At 71.8% G+C, this 19,366-nt stretch carries 17 protein-coding genes; 4 read left to right on the top strand and 13 right to left on the bottom strand.

The genetic code is table 11. From position 1 onward, the window contains the following. Positions 1-21: 21 nt before the first annotated feature. The 7 genes from ABZX02_RS06295 to ABZX02_RS06265 are packed head-to-tail and all read right to left on the bottom strand — an operon-like array spanning position 22 to position 6,828. Entirely contained in the window at positions 22-474 is a 453-nt protein-coding gene (locus tag ABZX02_RS06295) for an SRPBCC domain-containing protein (protein ID WP_355295385.1), read from the bottom strand. Further along, the gene (locus ABZX02_RS06290; protein ID WP_355295383.1) at positions 471-1,250 is read right to left on the bottom strand and encodes an SDR family oxidoreductase; all 780 of its coding nucleotides are present in this window, start codon (positions 1,248-1,250) and stop codon (positions 471-473) included. The genes ABZX02_RS06295 and ABZX02_RS06290 overlap by 4 nt, the downstream gene beginning before the upstream one ends. Next, positions 1,250-2,398, bottom strand: a complete 1,149-nt coding sequence (locus ABZX02_RS06285) for a sulfotransferase (protein ID WP_355295381.1) — start codon at positions 2,396-2,398, stop codon at positions 1,250-1,252. The genes ABZX02_RS06290 and ABZX02_RS06285 overlap by 1 nt, the downstream gene beginning before the upstream one ends. After that, positions 2,395-3,444, bottom strand: a complete 1,050-nt coding sequence (locus ABZX02_RS06280; RefSeq protein WP_355295379.1) for a DUF1214 domain-containing protein — start codon at positions 3,442-3,444, stop codon at positions 2,395-2,397. The genes ABZX02_RS06285 and ABZX02_RS06280 overlap by 4 nt, the downstream gene beginning before the upstream one ends. A gap of 59 nt (positions 3,445-3,503) precedes the next feature. After that, complete coding sequence (cysC, locus tag ABZX02_RS06275; RefSeq protein WP_355295377.1) at positions 3,504-5,279, bottom strand: adenylyl-sulfate kinase; 1,776 nt, start codon at positions 5,277-5,279, stop codon at positions 3,504-3,506. Continuing rightward, on the bottom strand, positions 5,279-6,196 hold the full coding sequence (gene cysD / locus ABZX02_RS06270; protein WP_355295831.1) for a sulfate adenylyltransferase subunit CysD: 918 nt from the start codon (positions 6,194-6,196) through the stop codon (positions 5,279-5,281). Before cysD ends, cysC begins: the two co-directional genes overlap by 1 nt. Further along, on the bottom strand, positions 6,163-6,828 hold the full coding sequence (locus tag ABZX02_RS06265) for a 3'(2'),5'-bisphosphate nucleotidase CysQ (protein ID WP_355295375.1): 666 nt from the start codon (positions 6,826-6,828) through the stop codon (positions 6,163-6,165). Before ABZX02_RS06265 ends, cysD begins: the two co-directional genes overlap by 34 nt. A gap of 74 nt (positions 6,829-6,902) precedes the next feature. Between ABZX02_RS06265 and ABZX02_RS06260 the strand changes: the two genes are divergently transcribed. After that, positions 6,903-7,517, top strand: a complete 615-nt coding sequence (locus tag ABZX02_RS06260; protein WP_355295374.1) for a TetR/AcrR family transcriptional regulator — start codon at positions 6,903-6,905, stop codon at positions 7,515-7,517. Here ABZX02_RS06260 and ABZX02_RS06255 read toward each other — a convergent pair. The 5 genes from ABZX02_RS06255 to ABZX02_RS06235 form a co-directional block, all read right to left on the bottom strand. Next, entirely contained in the window at positions 7,504-8,037 is a 534-nt protein-coding gene (locus ABZX02_RS06255) for a cysteine dioxygenase family protein (RefSeq protein WP_355295372.1), read from the bottom strand. The two genes, ABZX02_RS06260 and ABZX02_RS06255, sit on opposite strands and share 14 nt — an antisense overlap. A gap of 29 nt (positions 8,038-8,066) precedes the next feature. After that, positions 8,067-9,062, bottom strand: a complete 996-nt coding sequence (locus tag ABZX02_RS06250; RefSeq protein WP_355295371.1) for a putative sulfate exporter family transporter — start codon at positions 9,060-9,062, stop codon at positions 8,067-8,069. Between the two features lie 69 nt (positions 9,063-9,131). Beyond that, positions 9,132-10,034, bottom strand: a complete 903-nt coding sequence (locus tag ABZX02_RS06245; protein WP_355295369.1) for a LysR family transcriptional regulator — start codon at positions 10,032-10,034, stop codon at positions 9,132-9,134. A 16-nt stretch (positions 10,035-10,050) separates the two neighbouring features. Then, on the bottom strand, positions 10,051-10,692 hold the full coding sequence (locus ABZX02_RS06240) for a hypothetical protein (RefSeq protein WP_355295367.1): 642 nt from the start codon (positions 10,690-10,692) through the stop codon (positions 10,051-10,053). A 68-nt stretch (positions 10,693-10,760) separates the two neighbouring features. Next, a complete protein-coding gene (locus tag ABZX02_RS06235) occupies positions 10,761-12,479 on the bottom strand; it encodes a S8 family serine peptidase (RefSeq protein ID WP_355295365.1) in 1,719 nt (572 codons plus the stop codon). Positions 12,480-12,685: 206 nt separating this feature from the next. Between ABZX02_RS06235 and ABZX02_RS06230 the strand changes: the two genes are divergently transcribed. From ABZX02_RS06230 to ABZX02_RS06220, 3 genes are all read left to right on the top strand, one after another. Next, positions 12,686-13,888, top strand: coding sequence for an SEFIR domain-containing protein (locus ABZX02_RS06230; protein ID WP_355295363.1), 1,203 nt, complete (start codon positions 12,686-12,688; stop codon positions 13,886-13,888). 82 nt (positions 13,889-13,970) lie between these two features. Further along, a complete protein-coding gene (locus ABZX02_RS06225) occupies positions 13,971-16,085 on the top strand; it encodes a tetratricopeptide repeat protein (protein WP_355295361.1) in 2,115 nt (704 codons plus the stop codon). 122 nt (positions 16,086-16,207) lie between these two features. After that, positions 16,208-17,170, top strand: a complete 963-nt coding sequence (locus ABZX02_RS06220) for a hypothetical protein (RefSeq protein ID WP_355295359.1) — start codon at positions 16,208-16,210, stop codon at positions 17,168-17,170. A gap of 10 nt (positions 17,171-17,180) precedes the next feature. Here the strand turns inward: ABZX02_RS06220 and ABZX02_RS06215 are convergent, their stop codons facing one another. Next, complete coding sequence (locus tag ABZX02_RS06215) at positions 17,181-19,346, bottom strand: helix-turn-helix domain-containing protein (RefSeq protein ID WP_355295357.1); 2,166 nt, start codon at positions 19,344-19,346, stop codon at positions 17,181-17,183. Positions 19,347-19,366: the final 20 nt, after the last annotated feature.

Here is a 19,366-nt window from a genome sequence, read left to right as displayed (position 1 = left end):
CGGCGGCATCGGTACAACTACTCAACGGCGCAGGAACGCCACTCGGTCGCGCAGCGCGAGAGCGACCGAGTCGAAGCCTTTCTGCACGTACTCGCCCTGCGCCGCGAACACCGCGTCCGCGTGCTTGCCGGTGAACGTCTCGAACGTCCGGTAGCTGCACCGGTCCGCGGTCACGGGCGTGATCACCTGGTCGCGCGTGCCGAGCAGACCGGGGAACGTGTCCCCGGTGTCGTACCGCAGCAGCCGCGGCGCCTCGACGACGCGGATGTACTCGCGGCTGACCCACGTCCCCTCGCTGCCGTCGGGTTTCGGCAACGTCAGGTCGATCGGCTCGCCCACGACCAGTGTCGTGGACACCGCGAGCGTGTAGGGATTCCACTGTGGATAGTGGGGGTAGTCGAGCAGCACCTCCCACACGAACGCGGCGGGCGCGTCGATCTCGACGACCACGGACTCGATCAGGTTCGCGCTCATGCCGGCATGTACTCCCCGCCGTTGACGTCGAGCACCGCTCCGGTGACCTCGGAGGCGTGCCGGGACAACAGGTACAGCACCGCGCCCGCGCAGGCCTCGTCGGTCGGGATGCGGCCGAGCGGGTTGCGGGCGGCGATCTCGTCGTAGACGTCCTGCTCGGTGATGCCGCGCGCCTCGGCGGTGAACTTCAGGTAGAAGCGCACGCCCGGTCCGTCGAGCCAGCCCATCACGGCCTGGTTGGCGCGGATGCCGTGCTCGCCCAGTTCCAGGGCGAGGAACTGGGTCGCGGTGGCCATCGCCGCCTTCGCCACGGCGTAGCCGCCCTCGCCGCGCATCGGTTTGCGGGTGGTCATGGTGCCCACGTTGACGATCGAGCCGCGGCCGGCGGCCTTCATGTGCGGCACGACCGCGCGGGTCACGTTCAGCGCGCCGAACAGGATGATGTCGATCGAGCGGCGGACCGCCTTCTCCGGGGTGTCGAGCAGGTCGAACCAGCCGGGGTGGCCGAACGCCGAGTTCACCAGGCCGGTGACCGGGCCGAACCGCTGCACGGCCGTCTCGACGAGTGCCGCGACCTCGTCGGGCCGGCGCACGTCGCACTGCACGCCCACGGCCTCGCCACCGGCCGCGGCGACGTCCTTCTCCACCTGCTTCATCACGTCGGCGGAACGGGCGGCCATCACGACCTTCGCGCCCTCGGCGGCGGCGCGGACGGCGAGCTTCGAGCCCAGTCCCGGACCCACGCCGGTGATCAGCACGACCTCGTCTTGCAGCATCACAGGTAGACCTCCGAGTAGAACGCGAAGTCGTGGCGCAGCTGGTCTTCGGACAGGCCGTAGTCGGCGGGGGCGTAGGAGTGCGAGCCGTGCCGTTCGGTGCGGTTGCGCGCCAGGTAGGCCTCGAACGCCGCGTCGTCGGCGGGGCCGGCGGGCAGGCCGAGCGCGTCGAGGACCTGGCGGGCGACCTCCACGGGTTTGCTCACCGTGTCGGCGAAGCGCACGTCCACGAACCGGTCCGGGCGCGCCGAGCGGGCGGCGGCGAACCCCCGCAACGTCGTGGCGAACCGGCGGGACCAGTACCGTCCAATGCGGACCGGATCGACGTTCTCGCTGTACTGCGAGGACATCGCGCGCACCATCGACGCGTACGACGGCACGGCGCTCACGGGGGAGCGGTGCGTCATCACGATCTTGCAGTCGGGGAACTCGTCCAGCACGGTGTCGGCCGCGGTCAGGTGGTGAGGCGACTTGAGCACCCACGGCACCGAACGGCCGGAACCCTGCCACTGCAACACCTGCAGCCACTCGCGCAGCTCGCGGTAGGCGGGGCGCTGGTCGGCGGCCCGCAACCAGTCGCCGTAAGCGGGCACCCAGTAGAACGAGTCGAAGCTCATCGACACGAACGTCCGGTCCAGCAGGATCACGTCCTCCTCCGGCCCGTCCCACACCACGGTGTGCAGGTCGCCGAAGTCGGGGGAGAGCTGCGCGAACATCCGCATCCGCTCCCGTGCGCGGTGTTTGCGCTGCTCGGCGTCCGGGCCCTCGCCGGGGAACGGCAGCGGGTAGGCGACCTCCCACGACAGCGTGGACGTCACCTGGGGCGAGGCCGCCAGCAGCCGATGCAGCAACGTCGAGCCGGTGCGCGGCAGCCCGCAGATCTCGGCGGCCACCCGCACCTCGACGTCGAGCACGTCGGGGTGCGCGCGCTGGAACGCCCGCAGCCGCAACCGGTCCGACAGCAGCGCGGTCAGCCGGTGCTGGGTGAGCTCGAAACCCAAGGGGGACAACGCTGCCTCGGTGTTGAGGCTGCGCACCAGCACGTCCAGCGGCTCGCGGAACCAGTCGTCGCCGAAGTCCGCGAGCCCGGTCTTCGCCCGCGCGGCCTCCAGCAGCTGCGGCACGTCCAGCTCGGTCGTGACCGTCATCGAACCTCCTCCAGCGGCACCACGCGGCACTTCGGGACCGGGTGCTCGGTGGCGCCGAGCCAGCGCAGCAACGCGGTGCCCGAGGTGTGACCGCAGGTGTCGATCCAGTTGCCGGCGCCGGGGTCCTCGGCGGCGACCACGATCGTCAGGCGGCCGTCCACCAGCGACGCCGTGTGCTTGTTGACGGTGATCCGGCGCCGGTGGTCCAGCGACTCCATCCACCAGTTGTCGAGCTGGAAGTTCCAGTACGGGCAGTCCGGCACGTCGGTCTCGATCACCCACGCCTCATCGGGCCGCAGCGTCCAGTACCCGTGCAGGTAGAAGATCTCCGGATCGCCGCCGGCCCGCTGGAACATCTCCTGGCCGAAGTCCGGCAGCTCGTTGGGGCGCTTCATGAACGTGCGGGTCCAGTGCGCGAACGTGGCCGCCGTGCCGTGCACCGACAAAGCCGCGCGCTGCAACGCCTTCGCCAGGAACTCCGGGGTGAGCGGCGCCGGTTCGGCCGGTCCGCCGACCTGCTCGATGTGCCACGAGCCGGGGCTCTCGGACTCGCGGTCGAGGTAGGTCTGGCGCACCACCAGTCCGGTGGAGTCGGGGGCGAGCGGCAGCCAGTTCCCGTCGTGCTCGGTGGCGCTCGCGATGATCTCCACGGTGCCGTCCGGCGCGACCACGAGGTCGGCGTCGGACAGCTCGCCGGTCGAGGCCATCGTGCCGTCCTTGGCGTACCGGTTGGCCTTCGAGCCGATGCTGAAGTACGAGATCGTGCCGCGGGTCCCGGTGATCCGGTACGTGCGGTCGCCGCGGACGTTCGCGGACAGGTAGACGTTGTCGGGGTTGTCCGCGCCGATCTTCACGAGGTCGAGCTCGTGGAAGCGCGGGAAGTCCGGGTCGGCGTTGTCCAGGCAGGAGTACAGCATCTCGCGGGTCAGCCGGGCGAGGTAGCGGTGGCCCTCGGCCCGGTCCAGCGGGGTGTCCGGCCCGGAGAGCACCACGTCACCGGCCTTCTCGAGGGCCCGGCAGAACTGCGACCACGCCTCGTCCGGCACGGCATGCCTCCCGAATCTAGAACGTGTTCTAGCTGAAGCTACACCAAACTGGACAACGTTCAACAGACGCCGAGCGCACGCAGTCGCTGCAGCACGGCCTCGGCGGCGGCCTCCGCGCTCAGCACCGTGGTGTCCACCCGCACCTCGGGGTCGCGCGGTGGTTCGTAGGGGGAGTCGATGCCGGTGAAGTTCGCCAGCTCACCCCGGCGGGCCTTGCGGTACAGGCCCTTCGGGTCGCGCTGCTCCGCGACGGCGAGCGGGGTGTCGACGAAGACCTCGCAGAACTCGTTCTCGTCGACGAGGTCCCGCGCGAGCGCCCGCTCGGCCCGGAACGGCGAGATGAACGAGACCAGCACGATCAGCCCCGCGTCGACCATGAGCGCGGCGACCTCGGCGATCCGCCGGATGTTCTCGACCCGGTCGGCGTCGGTGAACCCAAGGTCGGAGTTGAGGCCGTGCCGCACGTTGTCCCCGTCGAGCAGGAACGTGTGCCGGCCCTCGGCGTGCAGCGACCGCTCGACCAGGTCGGCGATCGTGGACTTGCCCGCGCCGGACAGCCCGGTCAGCCACACGACGCACGGCCGGTGCCCGTTGCGCGCGATCCTGGCCTGCTTGTCGACGGTGAGGGTCTGCCAGCGGACGTCCGCCGGGCGCAGCGCGAAGTCGATCATCCCGGCGCCGACCGTGGCGTTCGAGAGCCGGTCCAGCACGATGAACGACCCGAGGTCGCGGTTGGTCGCGTAGGGCTCGTACGGCACCGGCGCGTCGAAGTGCACGGTGTCGACGCCGATCTCGTTGAGCGCCAATGACTTCGTGGCGGTGAAGCCGACCGTGCGGGCGCCGATCTTGGCGAGGTACTGGCGGCCGGGCAGCAGCCCGGTCTCGTGCAGCCAGACCAGCTTCGCCCGGAACGAGGCGGCCGCGGCGGGCGGGTCGCCGGCAGCGCCCAGCACGTCGCCGCGGCTCGCGTCCACGTCGTCGGCCAGCACGACCGTCACCGACGACCCGGTCGGCGCCTCGTCCAGGTCGCCGTCCATCGTGACGATCCGGGCCACTCTGGTCGTGCGGCCCGACAGGCGGACCGGCTCGTCGCGCCGCAGCGTCCCGCCCAGCACGCGTCCGGAGAGCCCGCGGAACGACGCGTCGGGCCTGTTCACCCACTGCACGAGGAAACGGGACGGGCCGCCTCGGCGCGGTGAGGGCTCCACTGTCTCCAGCCACCGCAGCAAGGTCGGTCCGTCGTACCAGGGCGTCAGGTCGTTGCGCTCCACGACGTTGACGCCCTCCGTCGCCGCCATCGGCACGCACGTGACCTCGTCGAGCGCCAGTTCCGCCGCGAACTCCAGGAACTCGGCCTTGACCTGCTCGAACGCGTCCTGCGAGTAGCCGAGCAGGTCGAGCTTGTTCACCGCCAGCACGACGTGCCGGATCCCGAGCAACGACACGATGCGCGCGTGCCGGCGCGTCTGGTCGAGGACGCCCTTGCGCGCGTCGAGCAGCAGCACCGCCGCCTCGGCCGTGGACGCTCCGGTGACCATGTTGCGCGTGTACTGCTCGTGGCCCGGGGTGTCCGCCACGATGAACCGCCGCGCGTCGGTCTCGAAGAACCGGTAGGCCACGTCGATCGTGATGCCCTGCTCCCGTTCGGCGGCCAGCCCGTCCACCAACAGCGCGAAGTCCAGCTCACCGCCGCGCGTCCCGACCCGCCGCGAGTCCGCCTCCAACGCCGCGAGGTGGTCGGCGTACAGCAGCTTCGACTCGTACAGCAAGCGCCCGATCAGCGTGCTCTTGCCGTCGTCCACGCTGCCGCAGGTGATGAACCGCAGAAGCTCCATCAGAAGTACCCCTCCCGCTTCTTGCGCTCCATCGACCCGCTGCCGTCGTGGTCGATCACCCGCCCCTGCCGCTCCGACGTCGTCGCGGCCCGCATCTCCTCGACGATCTCCGCGACCGTGCGCGCCGCACTGCGCACCGCGCCCGTCAGCGGGTAGCAGCCCAGCGTCCGGAAGCGCACCAGTTCGGTGCGCGGCGCCGCGGTCAACGGCATACGGTCGTCGTCGACCACGATCAGCGCGCCGTCGCGGTCGACCACCGGCCGCGGCGCCGCGAAGTACAGCGGCACCACGGGAATCCGCTCGCGTTCGACGTAGCGCCAGACGTCGAGCTCGGTCCAGTTCGACAGCGGGAACACCCGGATGCTCTCGCCCGGCGCGACCCGCGTGTTGTAGAGCCGCCACAGCTCGGGCCGCTGGTTCTTCGGGTCCCACTGGTGCTGCGCGGTGCGGAACGAGAACACCCTCTCCTTGGCGCGCGAGGCTTCCTCGTCCCGCCGGGCGCCACCGAACGCGACGTCGAACCGGTGCTCGTCCAGCGCCTGCCGCAGGCCCTGCGTCTTCCAGAGGTCGGTGTGCACGGCGGACCCGTGGTCGAACGGGTTGATGCCCGCCGCCACGCAGTCCGGGTTGCGGTGCACGACGAGGTCCAGGCCCAGTTCCGCCGCCGTGGCGTCGCGGAACGCGATCATCTCCCGGAACTTCCACGTGGTGTCCACGTGCAGCAACGGGAACGGCGGCTTCGACGGATGGAAAGCCTTGCGCGCCAGGTGCAGCAGCACCGAGCTGTCCTTGCCGATCGAGTACAGCAGCACGGGCCGTTCGCTCTCCGCCGCGGCCTCGCGGAAGATGTCGATGCTGTCGGCTTCGAGCCGGTCGAGGTGGTTCACGCGAGCACCCCTGCGAGCTCCGGGCGGCAGATCAGCAGGTCGGGCAGCCACGGGTCGGGCTGGTTGTAGCGCAACGGGCCGCCGTCGGCGCGCGAGGCGTGCAGCCCGGCCGCGCGGGCCACGAACACCGGCGCGGCCGAGTCCCACTCGTACATGCCGCCGGCGTGCAGGTAGGCGTCGGCGTCGCCGCGCACGACGGCCATCGTCTTCGCGCCCGCGCTGCCCATCGGCACCAGGATGGCGCCGATCGCCTCGGCGACCCGCTGGGCGAACGCCGGCGGCCGGGTGCGGCTCACCACGATGCGCGGCCTGCGGTGTGAAGTCCTCGGCCCGGCCGGGAGAGCGGGCACGGCGACCGCGCCCGCGACCAGTTCGCCGCGCTCCCACAACGCCACGTGCACGGCCCAGTCGGTGCGGCCGGGCTCGGCGTACTCGCGGCTGCCGTCCAGCGGGTCGATGATCCACACCCGGTCGGCGGCGAGCCGGCGCGGGTCGTCCGGTGCCTCCTCGGACAGCACCGCGTCGCCGGGCCGGTGCTCGGCCAGCTGCGCCGCCAGGAAGAGCTGCGCCACGTGGTCGCCGTCGCCGGGTCTCACGCGGACCAGCAGGCGCCCGGTCTCCGTCGCCAACCGCCTGGCCAACTCCGCGTCCGTCTCCGCCATGCACCCGAGGGTAGCGAGCAAACCGAACAACGTTCAATATGCTTCTGAACGTTGTTCAAGTTAGGCTGAACGGCGTGAGCACCGAGCACACGGCCTGGGGTGACGCGGAGGGCAGGCGGCGCGACATCCTGTCGTCCGCCGAGCTGATCCTCGAAGAGCAGGGCTACGCGGGCCTGACCATGCGCGCGATCGCCGTCGGCGCGGGCGTCAGCTCCGGCACCCTGTACCAGTACTTCTCCGGCAAGGAGGACGTCTTCGCGGCGTTGATGGAACGGCGCCTGGACGAGCTGCAGCACACCCTCGCGACCGTCGACCGCGGTCTCGGCGTCGCGGGCGTGCTCAGGGAGATCGAGCCCCAGATCACCGAGTTCTGGCGCCGCTTCGGGCGGTCCGCCGCGCAGTGGGAGGCCAAGGTGCTCTCCGGTGGCCGCCGCGGCAAGGAGGTCGCGAACTCGGCGCAGGACTACCGCAAGACGCTCAAGGCGCTCGCGAAGGCGTTGCGGGAGACCGCCGAGGCGTCGGGGCAGCGGCTGATCGACGATCCCGCGCTGCCGCACTGGGTCTGGGACTCGCTCATCGGCCTCGCGGACGACCTGCTGCTGCAGGGCGCCCGCATCAACCGGGTCAAGCCGGCTCAGCTGGTCGCGTTCGCCACCGGCGCGATCGAGCGGGGGATCACCGCCCGCTGACGGGCTGGTCGTAGCGGCGGCGGATGCTCGTGCCGAGGAGGCTCACGTCCGCGCCGTACACGTGGATGGAGATCGCCACCGAGCTGGAGTTGTTGCACACCTTGTGGATGTCGCCCGGCGGCACCAGGTAGCCCGCCACGCCCTCCGGGGTCTTGTTGACCCGCAACGGGATCAGCCGGTCACCGCGCAGCCGGTAGGTGGTCTCCTCCTCCTCGCCGACGTACGTGCCGACGACGCACCACGAGACGTGGTCGTGGATGCAGGTCTCCTGACCGGGCAACCAGACCAGCGCCACGACCGAGAAGCTCCCGTCCGGCTCGACGTGCAGCACGTGCTGGCGGTACGCGTTCGGGTCGGGCTCGCGCTGGGCGGCGCTGAGCAGGAACGGGTCGGTGAGGTGGCCTTCCAGCGTCGTCGCCACGCGCGCCGCGACGGCCTCCTCGGCACCGCCGCGCGCGATCGCGGCCCGGAGCGAGCCCACCAGGAGCGTCGCCGTGGGGGAGAGCAGGCTGTGCGTCATGAGCGGGTCCTCCTTCAGGGAAGCGGAGATCAGCCGATCAGCACCGAACCGGTCAGCACCAGCACGACGATCACCGCGGTCGAGAGCAGGCCCAGCAGCAGCACCGCCGGGCCGGAACGCATGAGGGAACGCAGCTTCACCGCCGTGCCGAGCGCGAACATGCCCGCCGCCAGCAGCACGGTGTCGACGAACGTCGCCGCGGACAGCACGACCTCGGGCAGCAGCCCGGTCGCGCGCACCCCGGCCATCGCGAGGAACCCGAGCACGAACAACGGCACGATCGGCGGCCGCTGACCGGACGCCGGGTACTTGAGGCGCTCGGCGAAGCTCACCGCGGCGAGCATCGGCGCGAGCAGCACGACCCGCGTCAGCTTCACCGCGACGGCGATCGCGAGCGCGCCCGTCACCGGACCGGCGGCGGCCACGACCTGGGCGACCTCGTGCACGCTGCCGCCCGCCCACACGCCGTACTGCGCGGGCGTGAGGCCGGTCAGCGGGAACGCGGCGGGCAGCGCGAACATCGCGATGGTGCCGAAGAGCGTGACCAGGCCGAGTGCCTTCGCCACGTCCTCCTCGTCCTGCTGCCGCACGCTGTTCATGGCCGCCACGGCCGACGCGCCGCAGATCGAGAACCCGGTCGCGATCAGCAGCGACAGGCCCTCACCGACTCCGAGCAGCCGGCCGAGCCACCGCGTGACGACGAACGTCACCACCACCGCGACCACGGCGAGGAGCAGGATCTCGTAGCCGAGCTTCAACACGTCCTGAACGACGAGCTTCAACCCGAGCAGCACCACGCCCAGGCGCAGCAGCCGCCGTCCCGCGAGCTTGATGCCGGGCGTCATCGACGCGGGCAGCGTCACGGTGTTGGCCACGACCGCCCCGAGCAGCACCGCGATGGTGAGCGCGGAGATCGACGGCTGCAGCCACGACACCAGCATCGCGATCGCGACACCGCCCGCGACCAGCGCGAGGCCGGGCAACACCGAGTCGGCCGTGCGCGGAGTCGTCCTGGCGATGCCCATACCGGTAACGGTGACCGGCCCGGCCTATGCGCAGTAGATGACCATTTCTTGGGGGCCTATAAGCCGCGCTTATGCCTGGGCGGACGCGGAGATGAGCGCGTCCACCGTGGCGCGCATGATCGGCAGCTGGATGAGGTCCGGCCAGGTGTAGAGCGCGGTCAGCCGCTGCGCCGCCGACTCCACGTCGACCGTCCGCAACCCGGGGTGCTGCAGGAACGACAGCAGCAGCCGAGGCACCAGCGCAACGCCCAGACCTGCGGTGACAAGGCTCTGGATGGCCAGGTTGTCGTCCGTCGAGCAGGTGATGTCCGGGACGAACCCGGCCTTCTCGCACGCCTGGTGTAACGCGCGCTGGCACCGCACACAACCGGCGATCCAGCGTTCCTCCGCCGCCTCGGTCAGCGACACCCGCTCCCGCCCGGCGAGCCGGTGCCCGGCCGGCACGAGCAACGCGAGCGGCTCGCGCAGCAACGGCACGCTGAGCATGCCGCTCACGGTGGCCTCGTCCTGCGGTTCGTCGAGGTAGCTGAAGCTCAGCACCACGTCGACCTCACCGCGCCGCAGCAGCGCGAACGAGTCCGGCGGCTCCTCCTCGACCAGCTCGAGCCGCAGCTGAGGTCGTTCCTCGGCGAGGATCGCGGCCGCCGCGGGCACCAGCGAGACGTTGGCGCTGGGGAACGCGCAGATCCGGATCGTGCCGATGTCGTGCGTCGCTATGGCGCTGACCTGCTGGTGGGTCGTGGCCAGCTGGTCGAGCAGCTCCGACCCGCGCTCGGCCAGGATGCGGCCCGCCTCGGTGAGGTGCAGGCCCCGGCCCGTGCGGACGAACAGCGGGCCGCCGACCTGTCGTTCGAGCGCGCGCATCTGCTGACTGACGGCGGGCTGGGTGCAGTGCAACTGGCGGGCGGCGGCGCTGAACGAGCCGGTCCTCGCGACCGTCGCGAAGACCTCTAGCTGGCGGGTGTCGAACACCTCCGCACTGTAGGGGTCATTTGCCCGTGACGAGCGAGTCGAGCGTCGCGCCGTTGTTCTCCCCGCAGTGCCTCTTCGACGCGTCGAGCGTCATCGGCTTGTCCGCCTCGTCCGCCCGCCCGGCCTGCCCGAAGAGCCGCCGCAGCAGCTCGACCTGCTCGTCACCACCAGCGCGCAGGAAGTCGCCGCAGCTCGACTTGACGGTGAGCCGCCCGTCGGACGGGATGAGGTCCACCGGCCCGAGCACGAACAGGAAAGCGATGATGATCGCGAGCCCGAACCCGATGACCGCGCCGCTCGCGGAGCTCTTGCGCGGCGCGAGCCAGTGCTCGGCCTGCTCGACGAACTCGTCGGCGGGGGACAGGTCGGTGTCGATCCAGAACTCCAGGCTGTCGCCGCCGGTCATGTCGAACTGGACGTGACCGGCGGCCAGCATGATGCGCACGATCTGGCCGCGGTCGTACGACCCCGCCCAGAAGGGCTCCGGCCGCACGAGCACCAGCCGGTCGGGCAGCAGGAACACGACGTCGCGCTCGCCCCTGGCGAGCCGCTCGGTCTGGCCCGGGCCGACGACCGTGCCTGCCAGCCGGGCCATCACGAGGGCGTGTTCGTGCTCGTCGAGGGCCGCGGCGGCCGACGACCAGAGGTCGGGTTCCACGTCACTGCTATCGCTGCAGGCAGGGACGTTAGTTAGCCGCGGCCGCCGAGTTTCCTCCGTTTGCCTTCCTAGAAGGTCAGCTTCCAGGAGTTGACGTAGCCGGTGTCCGCCCGCGCCACGTCCCGGACCTGCAGTTTCCAGGTGCCGTTCGCGACCTCGGTGGACGCGTTGACCGTGTAGGTCGCCACGACGTTGTCGGCGGAATCACTGTTGGAGGAGTTCTTGAGCCGGTACGCCGTGCCGTCCGGGGCGATCAGGTCGACGACCAGGTCACCTCGGTAGGTGTGCACGATGTTGACGTCGACCTTCAGCGTCGACGGGGCGTTGCCCGTGACACCGGAGACCGTGATGGAGCTGGTCACCGCGGTGCCGGCGTCCGGGATCTGCACGTCGGCCGTGTTCTCGAACGTCTTGCCGGGAGGCGTGCCGGCGCCGACCGCCGCGAGCGCGTCCACGCGGCCCTCGCCGAAGAAGTTGTTCTTCGCCGTCGTGCCGGAGCAGCGGCTGTCGGAGCAGCTCAGGTCGTCGGCCTGGGTGGCGAGCAGCGTGCGCAGCTGCGCCGGGGTGGCCGTCGGGTCGACCGACTTGAGCAGCGCGGCGACGCCCGCGACGTGCGGGGAGGCCATCGACGTGCCGGACTTGTTGCCGTAGGTGCCACCGGGGATCGTCGAGTAGACGCCGTCGCCGGGGGCGGCGACAGCGATCTTGTCGGTGCCGTAGTTCGAGAACACCGACTTGGCGTTGGACGAGTTGATCGACGCGACGCTGACCACGCCGGAGACCTCGCCCGGGACGCTCAGGCAGGCGTTCGAGACCGAGCGCTGCACGGCCGTCGAGTCGTTGGGGCTCGACGAGTCGCTGCTCTTGTTGGCGAGGTTGTAGTTCTCGTTGCCGGCGGCCGCGACGTGCAGCACGCCCTTGCCCTCGGCGTAGGCCACCGCGCGCTTCACGCCCTCGAGGATCGCGTCCTGGTCGGCGTTGTCCGGGCAGTTGAACAGCCACGGGTCGGTGTAGTAGCTGTTGTTGGTCACCTCGAAGCCGCGGTCACCGGAGAAGACCATGGCGCAGATGGTGTTCTCGGGGAAGAACAGCCCGCTCGGCTCCTCCGCGATGCGCACCGAGGCGATCTTCACGCCGGGCGCCACGCCGACCATGCCGCGGCCGTTCTTGGCCGCCGCGATCGTGCCCGCGACGTGCGTGCCGTGCGTACCCGTGTCGCGCCACGAGCCCGTGCGCGTGTCGAGCTTGCCGTAGGCGCACGACGCGGAGTTGGCGGCGTCGAAGTTCGCCTTGAGGTCGTCGTGCAGGTCGTCCACGCCCGTGTCGAGCACACCGACCGTGACGCTGGACGAACCCTGGTTGACCGCCCACGCCTTGTCGGCGCCGATCTGCGTCATGTCCGCGCGCAGCGGCTCCGACGTGGCGGGCGGTTCCTGCTGGGCCGCGGCGGGGACCGGCGGGTTCGCGGCCTGGGCCGGGATGTCACTGGTGCGCGTGGCACCGACCTTCTGCACGCCCGACACGGCGCGCATCTTGGTGGCGAAGTCGGAGGCGCCGGAGTGCGCGACGATGACGCCGATGGCGTCGTAGCTCGTCCACACCGTGCCGCCGTTGCCGCTGACGGCCGTCGCGGCACCGGCGGTCGCACCGGGTGCGGTGATGACGAGGTAAGAGCGCGTGCCCGCGGCGGGTGCGGCGGCGGCGGGGGTGGCCGCCGTCAGCACACCGGCGCCCACGGCGGCGGCGATGACCGCCGTCCGCAGGCGAGATCGTGAACCCAGGAACACGGATTCCTCCAACTCCTCAGCGGGCGATGCCCGCGCACGTCGCGCGGGTGCAGGGGCCCGTCAGAGTCAGTAGAGGAGCCGGACCGGGAATCGGGACGCGCGTTTTCAGAAATGCCCTGTTCGGCTTACTACGAAAGTCGCACGTCAGGCGTGGGACATCGGGTCGTTCGGGTACGTGCGGATCGGGCGGATTAAGCTCCGATGCGATGGTTGCACCAGACCACGACGCACCCACCGTGTTCGTCGTCTACACCCACGACTCGCCGCGGCACAAAGCCGACGTGCTCGCATTCGCGACGCTGCTGATGAACAACGGCGTCCAGACGGAGCTCGACCAGTGGGCCGAGGGCCCGCGGCAGGACTGGTACACCTGGGCGCTGCGGCACATCCGGTCCTCGGACTACACGATCGTGGTGGCCTCGCCGCAGTGCAAGGTCGTCGGCGACGGCGGGGCGGCCGCCACGGAGAACCGCGGCTCCCAGTCCGAGCTGCGCGCGATCCGCGACCTGCTGCAGGACGACTACGACCGGTGGCTGCCGAAGCTCCTGCCCGTCGTGCTGCCCGGCCGCGACGTCACCGAGATCCCGCTCTTCCTGCAGCCGCGCGCGGCCGACCACTACCTGGTCGAGCTGACCGACGCGGGCATCGAGCACCTGTTGCGCGGCATCTACGGCGAACCGAAGAACGTCCGTCCCGCGCTGGGCCGCCGACCCGTCTTCTCCCAGCAGATCCCGCTGCTGCCCGCCAGCCCGCCGCCGGTCGCCGAGCCGTCCTGGCAGGTGCTGTCCGACGAGGTCGACGTCGTGTGGCGGACCAACATCGAGGCCCTCGCGGGCTCGTGGCCGAGCCAGTGGCCCGCGACGCTCGAGGTGCACCTGGCACCCGTCGCCGACGCCGGGATCTCCGCGAGCCAGCTGCGCGACCTCGAACAGCGGATGCCCGCGTACGCCGCCGAACGCGAGATCCTCGACGCGAGCTCGGGAGTCGAGGCGCCACGGGCGAAAGGGGTCGTCCAGGTGTCGTCGCGACGCCCGTTGCACGCGGACGGCGGCGGCATGGCGGCGTTGCGGACCGGTCAGCGCTCGGCGTGGATGACCCTGCCGCGCGCGGGCCTGGCCAGCGTCCTGAGCCGCGACGACGTCGTGCGCAAGATCCGGCTCATGCTGTCCGCGCTCGCCGACCTCGGTCCCGCGCTGCCGGGAGAGGTGGTGCCGACCGCGGGCATCGATCCGGTCGACCTCGTGCGCCGGGCCGGTCGCCGGGCCGCCCCGCCGTCGTCGCTGTCGTCCGTGGTCCGGCTGCCCGCCGACGAGTACCTGACCTCGGCCGAGCTCGTCACGATGACGGACCAGGTCGCGGCCGAGCTGACCGAGCGGCTGCTCGACAAGTTCCCCGAGCCGCCCCGGTGACGTCCTGTTCCACGTCCGGCGGTGTCCCCGTCGGGCACACTTGTGTTGTCGTGATCACCGTGGCGGTGGTGGGGGGCGGTCCATGACGACGCGCAACGTGGTGAAGGGGACGGCGTCCGGCGTCGTCGTGCAGGCGGAGACGATCACGGGCGACCTGCACCTGCACGCCGCACCCGGCGAGCACTCGGTGGTGCCGCGGCAGCTGCCGCCGGTGCCCCGGGGTTTCACCGGCCGCGAGGACGTGCTGGCCGCGCTCGACGCGGCGGTGGCGGGGGTCGCCGGGGAACAGCCGGGGACGTCGCCGCTCGTGGTCGTGTCCGGCATGGGCGGGGTCGGGAAGACGACCGTCGCGGTGTGCTGGGCCCACCGGGCCATGCGGGACTTCCCCGACGGGCAGCTCTACACCGACCTGTCCGGGTACGGGGTGGGCGTGCCGGTCACGCCCGGCGAGGCGCTCGGGGCGTTCCTGCGGGCGCTCGGCGTGGCGGCCGAGACGATCCCCGCCGAGGTCACCGAGCGGACCGCGATGTTCCGGTCGCTGGTGAGCGGCAGGAGGCTGGTGCTGGTGCTGGACAACGCCCGCTCGGAGGACCAGGTGCGGCCGTTGCTGCCCGGCACCGGGTCGTGCGCGGTCGTGGTCACCAGCCGGGCGAACCTCACCGGGCTCGTCGTCGACCACGGCGCCGAGCAGGTGCGGCTCGACGTGTTCAGCGAGCAGGAGGCCCTGGAAGCGCTGCACACGCTTATCGGCCCCCGGTTGGCTGAGGAGCCGCAGGCGGCGGTGGACCTGGCGCGGCGGTGCGCGTACCTGCCGCTGGCACTGCGAATCGCGTCCGGGCTCGTGCTGAACTCGCCCGACGTCACGGTCGCGGAGCTCGCCGACGAGCTGTCCGACGAGCAGGCGCGGCTCGACGTGCTCGACACCGGCGACGACCCGCGCACCGCCGTGCGGTCGGTGTTCTCCTGGTCCTACAAGCAGTTGCCCGCGGACGCCGCGCGCCTCTTCCGGTTGCTCGGGGCCGCGCCGGGCCGGCAGTTCGACAAGCGCGCGCTGGCCGCGTTGCTGGACGTGCCTGTCACGGCGGCGAGCCGCACCGCCGCGGTGCTGGCGCGGGCGAGGCTCGTGCGGGAGCGGTCGCAGGGCCGCGTCGAGGTGCACGACCTGCTGCGGGTGTACGCGGCGGAGCTGGTGCGCGAGGAGGACACCGACGCCGGTCCGGCCCTGACCCGCTACTTCGACCACCACCTGCACACCGCCGACCTGGCCGACCGCGTGCTCACCCCGCACCGCTACCGCCTCACCCTCGACGGGTCGCCCCGGCACACGCCGAACTTCGGCACCCGCGAGGACGCGCTCGCCTGGCTGACCGCGGGCCGCGACGCGTTCGTCGGCCTGCTCCGCGCGGGCGACCCGGAGCTCGACCGGCGGCGCTGGCAGCTCGCCTACACGCTGCGCGGGTTCTTCTTCCTCACCAAGGACTGGGACACCTGGGTCGACACGCACGAACTGGCGCTGGCCGCGGCCCGCCGCCTCGGGGACGGCCACGCGGAGGCGTTGACCCACAACAACCTCGGCATGGCCATGCTCGAACGCGGCGACGGCGAGGCCGCCGAACCGCACTTCGTCCGGGCGCAGGAGCTGTTCGAGGCGGCGGGCGACCTGCGCGGCGTCAGCAACGCCCTCGGCAACGAGGCGTGGGTGCTGCATCAGCGCCAGAAGCACGCCGAGGCGCTGGAGGTCGCGGGGCAGGCGCTGGAGAACTACCGGCGGCTCGACGCGCCCGTGAACGCGGGCATCACGTTGCGCGGCATGGCGGTCTTCGCGGCGGCGCTGTCGTTGTTCGACCAGGCCCGGGCACACCTGGCCGAGGCCATGGACCTGTTCGCGGGCACCGGTTCCGAGCTCGACACGCTGATGGCGCTCAACTGCCTGGGCGAGGTGCACAACGAGGCCGGCGAACCGGGCGAGGCCGCCGGGGCCCACCGCCGCGCGCTCGCGCTGGCGGAACGGCTCGGCAGCAGCTACGAGCTGGCGCGGGCGCACTTCGGCCTCGGCCGGTCCGCGCTCGCCACCGGCGACAACACCGCGGCACGGCAGGAAATGGCGCTGGCACAGGAGCTCTACGCCCGGCTCGGTGCCCGCGAGGCGCACGCGGCGGAGCAGTTCCTCGACCTGATCCCCGGCGCGGCGGGCTGACGGGAACTGGACACGCCGATCCCTCCGTTCGGGTGAAGTCGGGCCAGGACTGGACATCGGGCCCGGATGAGCGGTGATCGACACCGCTAAACTCCACGCCCGTCACCGTGCCCGGAGGTGTGATGGGTGTCCCCGCCGATCAGCTCGTGAGCGAGCTGAAGGCCGTGCGCAAGGGCCACGGCGTCGAGACGGACGACATAGCGGCACGGGTGGGCCGGGGCCTGCGCCACGTGTGCGGCGTCGAGGACGGCGACACCGGCGAGGGCGTGCGCCGCAAGGTGCGCGGCCGGTTGAACGCGCTGATCGACCAGTGCCACCCGGACCAGCAGAAGCTGCTGCGCGCCGCGCTCGGGCTCGACTCCGCGACACCGCGGATGTACCAGGAGCGGATCAAGGAGATCGCGGACGTCGCGTTCGTCGACCCCCGCACCGTGCAGCGCCGGATCGACAGCGCGCTCGTGCGCCTCGCCCAGCTCGCGCTGGAGACCCGCCGCCAGGCCGACGTGCGACGCCGTCCTCCCTGGCACACCGCGGACCTGCGGGTGGTGACCAGCTTCGACCTGCGGGTGCCCGAGGTCTACGAGACGCGCCGGATCGTCGCGGGGCAGGACGGCGTCGAGGAGGTCGACATCGGCCTGACGCTGACCCCGCCCCCGGGCTGGACCGGGTCCGGCAGCATCGAGGACCTGGGCGTCGACCTGCTCTACGGCGGCGAGCTCGGCGAGGGGACGATGAAGGCCCGCAACCGCATCGGGTTCGCCCTGCGGCTGCCGGAACCGCTGGCCCGCGGCGACGAGCACGAGTACGCGTTCCGGGTGAGGGTGCCGGCCGAGCGCGGCATCGCCCCGCACTACGTGTGCACGCCGAAGTACCAGTGCGACAGGTTCTCCCTGCACGTCCGCTTCGGGGGTGTCGTGCGCCCGCACCGGGTGTGGCGGCTCGCGGGGGTGCCGCCGCTGGAGCTGGACGACCCGGTGTGGGCGGGCGACCTCGCCGTCCCGAACAGGGTCGGCGAGGTGCACGCCGTCTTCGAGGACCTGGAACCGCAGCTGTCCTACGGCATCGGGTGGAGCACCCAGTCCTGACGGACGCGGGTCACGACCCGGTCAGTTCCACACGCGCGTGTGCCTCCCACACGACCACGGGAACGAGCCCGGCGTAGTGGTCGCCCGCCTGCGCCCACCACGTGGCGGCCTCCTCCTGCGCACCCGTCCGCGCGGCGACGTTGCCGAGCCCGGTCAGCGCGCGGGCGCGTTCGAAGCCGTTGTCCGCGAGCTCGGCCAGGTCGGCGGCCTCGGCGTACAGCTCGCGGGCCCTCGCCGTCTCGCCGGTGCGGTACTCGACCCAGGCGAGGCAGTTGATGCCCCTGACCACGTCGATCGGCGCGGAGGCCGAGCGGCGTGCCTCCGTCGCGTGCGTCCTGGCCTCGGCGAACCGGTCCAGGCAGGTCAGCGCGAACGCGATGCCGCGCAGCGTGATGACCGTGTTGCGCTCCCGGCCGGCCCGCCGGTACTCGGCGAGGGCGGCGGTGAGGCCCTCCATCGCCGCGGTGGCCTCGCCCTGGTGCATGCGCGCCCAGGCGAGGCTTGCCGAGGCGTCGACCGCCCCCGCCTTGTCGCCCGCCTTCACGAAGGACGCGAGCGCCCGTTCGTGGCAGTCGACGGACTCGGCGACCTGGCCCATCTCCAGCCGGGCCATGCCGATCCCGTTGAGCACCCGGCCCGTGGCGGCCGGGTCGCCCACGGCGGTCGTGAGCGCCGCGAGGTGCATGTGGATCCACGAGTCGTAGAGCTTCTCCTGGAAGAAGAAACCCCTCACGGCGAGGGCGAGCTGCCAGCACCGTTGGTCGGTGACGAGGTCGGTCAGCCGCACGAGCGTCGGCCACTGCGACCGCATCCACGCCAGCGCGCCGGCCGCGTCCTCGAACGGCGTCTCCGAGTGCAGCGACGCCCGGACGGCGGGCCGGTGCCGGGCCGGTTCGAGCAGCTCGTCGGCGGCGATCGCGGCGGCGAGGTAGTGCTCGACCAGCCGGTCGAACGCCGGGCGGGCCAGTTCGTCGGACGGGCGCACGTGCTGCATGGCGTAGGTGTGCACGAGGTCGTGCAGGTGCACCTGCTCGTCCGGCGTCCGGGAGACGAGGTGCGCCTCGTGCAGGCCGTCGAGCAGCAGGTCGGTGTCGCCGGGGGCGAGTCCCGCGACGGCCTGCACCGACGGCACGGGCATGCTCGTGCTGGGGTGGTTCGCCATCAGCCCGAGCAGGTCGCGCTGCTCCGGTGGCAGGAGGTCGCAGGTGATGGCGAGCGCCGCGCTGACGCCCCGTTCGGTCTCCTCCAGGTAGGCGAGCTTGGTCGAGCGGTCGGCCAGCCGCTGCAGGAACCTCCGCGCGCTCCACCCGCCGCGCAGGACCCTGGCCGCGGCGATCCTGATCGCGAGGGGCAGGTGCCCGCAGTGCGCGACGATCGCGGCGGCGTCCCCGTCGTCGACCGCGGTCTCACCGCGCATCAGCGACTGGAAGAGGCGCAACGCCTCCGGCGGCGTGAGCGCGTCGATGTCGATGTGCCAGGCGTCGTCGAGCGACGGCAGCCGCCACCGGCTCGTGACGATCACCCGGCTGCGGCCCTCCGCCGGCAGCAGCGACCGCACCTGGTCGGCGTTGCGGACGTTGTCGAGCACGACCAGCACGTCCCGGTTGCGCAGCGTGTCGCGCAGCAGGTTGGTGCGCCCGTCGGGATCGGCCGGGATGAGGTCCTGCGCGGTGTCGAGGGACTGCAGCAGGTGGTGGGCGGTCTCGGCGGGGGACTGGGCGTGCATGCCGGGACTGTGCCCGCGCAGGTCGAAGAGCAGACAGCCGTCCGGGAACGAGTCGGCGGCCGCGCGGGCGGCGGCCACGGCGAGCGCGGTCTTGCCCGACCCCGCCATCCCGCTGATGACGGCGACCTTGACGTTCTGGCGCTCGCCGAGCACGGCGCTCAGCGCGGTGAGCTCGGCGGTGCGGCCCACGAAGTGCGCGGTGTGCGCGGGCAGGCCCATGAGTCCGCGCGGCTTGCGCCGGGCCGGCTGCGCCTCGGCGATGGCGACCAGGTCGCCGTTCGCCTCCAGCACCCGGTCGTAGGCGGCGGCGAGCTCGCGGTTCGCCTGGGTGTGGCCGTTCTCGACCTTGCTCAGGTGGCCCTTGGTGAAGTGCACCAGTCTGGCCATCTTGTCCAGGGAGAGGCCGGCCGACTCGCGCCGGCGCCGGAGTTCGGGTCCCAATTCCACCATGCCTGTCGCTCTCGTTTCCC

The sequence above is a fragment of the Lentzea sp. NPDC003310 genome (assembly GCF_040610935.1).
GTDB lineage: Bacteria > Actinomycetota > Actinomycetes > Mycobacteriales > Pseudonocardiaceae > Lentzea.
This window is presented reverse-complemented; position numbering and strand designations above follow the sequence as displayed.

Bases quoted from the DNA above. Each gene is read 5' to 3' on its own strand.
- ABZX02_RS06225 (WP_355295361.1), top strand. From the start codon at position 13,971: ATGACGACGCGCAACGTGGTGAAGGGGACGGCGTCCGGCGTCGTCGTG.
- ABZX02_RS06250 (WP_355295371.1), bottom strand. From the start codon at position 9,062: ATGGGCATCGCCAGGACGACTCCGCGCACGGCCGACTCGGTGTTGCCC.
- ABZX02_RS06290 (WP_355295383.1), bottom strand. From the start codon at position 1,250: ATGCTGCAAGACGAGGTCGTGCTGATCACCGGCGTGGGTCCGGGACTG.
- ABZX02_RS06255 (WP_355295372.1), bottom strand. From the start codon at position 8,037: ATGACGCACAGCCTGCTCTCCCCCACGGCGACGCTCCTGGTGGGCTCG.
- ABZX02_RS06265 (WP_355295375.1), bottom strand. From the start codon at position 6,828: ATGGCGGAGACGGACGCGGAGTTGGCCAGGCGGTTGGCGACGGAGACC.
- cysC (WP_355295377.1), bottom strand. From the start codon at position 5,279: ATGGAGCTTCTGCGGTTCATCACCTGCGGCAGCGTGGACGACGGCAAG.
- ABZX02_RS06285 (WP_355295381.1), bottom strand. From the start codon at position 2,398: ATGACGGTCACGACCGAGCTGGACGTGCCGCAGCTGCTGGAGGCCGCG.
- ABZX02_RS06295 (WP_355295385.1), bottom strand. From the start codon at position 474: ATGAGCGCGAACCTGATCGAGTCCGTGGTCGTCGAGATCGACGCGCCC.
- ABZX02_RS06220 (WP_355295359.1), top strand. From the start codon at position 16,208: ATGGGTGTCCCCGCCGATCAGCTCGTGAGCGAGCTGAAGGCCGTGCGC.
- ABZX02_RS06230 (WP_355295363.1), top strand. From the start codon at position 12,686: ATGGTTGCACCAGACCACGACGCACCCACCGTGTTCGTCGTCTACACC.
- ABZX02_RS06215 (WP_355295357.1), bottom strand. From the start codon at position 19,346: ATGGTGGAATTGGGACCCGAACTCCGGCGCCGGCGCGAGTCGGCCGGC.